This is a genomic window from Ruegeria sp. K11, assembly GCF_056531905.1.
In genome coordinates this window covers 1-1,073 of the sequence record NZ_JBQFMP010000043.1, presented here as the reverse complement: position 1 = coordinate 1,073, position 1,073 = coordinate 1, and the positions used below count along the sequence as shown (strand labels likewise).

Below are 1,073 nucleotides of genomic sequence, written 5' to 3'. Positions count from 1 at the left end.
ATCTTCAACTATATCGACGGCGGTGCCGATGATGAGGTGACGTATCGCGAAAACACCAACGCGTTTGACCGCTGCGATCTGCTGCCATCGGTGTTGCGCGGGGTGAAGGACGTGGACATGTCCGTCACCGTCATGGGGCAAAAGCTGGACATGCCGATCTATTGCTCGCCCACAGCGTTGCAGCGCCTGTTCCACCATCAGGGCGAGCGCGCCGTGGCGGCCGCGGCCGAGAAATACGGGACCATGTTCGGCGTGTCTTCGTTGGGAACCGTGTCGCTGGAGGAATTGCGGCAGAAACACAAGAACCCTCAGGTCTATCAGTTCTACTTCCACAAGGATCGTGGGTTGAACTCGGCCATGATGCAGCGCGCCAAAGAGGCGGGGGTCGAGGTCATGATGCTGACCGTGGACAGCATCACCGGCGGTAATCGGGAGCGCGATCTGCGGACGGGGTTTTCGATCCCGTTCCGGTTGACGTTGGGCGGCATGATTCAGTTTGCGATCAAACCGATGTGGGGCATCAACTATGTCACGCATGAGAAATTCCGCCTGCCGCAACTGGACGAACATGTTGATATGGGCGGCGGGGCCAGTTCCATCGGTGGGTATTTTACCGAGATGCTGGATCCGTCGATGAATTGGGACGACGTGGCGCAGATGGTACGCGACTGGAACGGTCAGTTCTGTCTAAAGGGCATCATGACCGTCGAAGATGCCCGCCGCGCAGCTGAGATCGGCTGCACCGGCATCATCCTGTCGAACCATGGTGGTCGCCAGTTAGATGGATCGCGCACGCCTTTCGACCAACTGGCCGAGATCGTCGACGCGGTCGGCGACAAACTGGACGTCATGATGGACAGTGGAATTCAGCGGGGCACCCATGTCCTCAAGGCGCTGTCGCTGGGGGCCAAGGCTGTGGGTGTCGGGCGGCACTATCTGTACCCGCTGGCCGCCGCCGGTCAGCCCGGTGTCGAACGGGCGTTGGGACTCATGCGGGCCGAGATCGAGCGCGACATGAAGCTGATGGGCGTCACCCGCGTCGATCAGCTTTCGCGTGACAACCTGCGGTTTCG

General features: G+C 60.4%; 1 protein-coding gene. It reads left to right on the top strand.

Annotated elements, in window-relative coordinates:
* On the top strand, positions 1 to 1,073 hold a 1,073-nt coding region (locus ACR0K4_RS22950; protein ID WP_480855914.1), incomplete at both ends, for an alpha-hydroxy acid oxidase.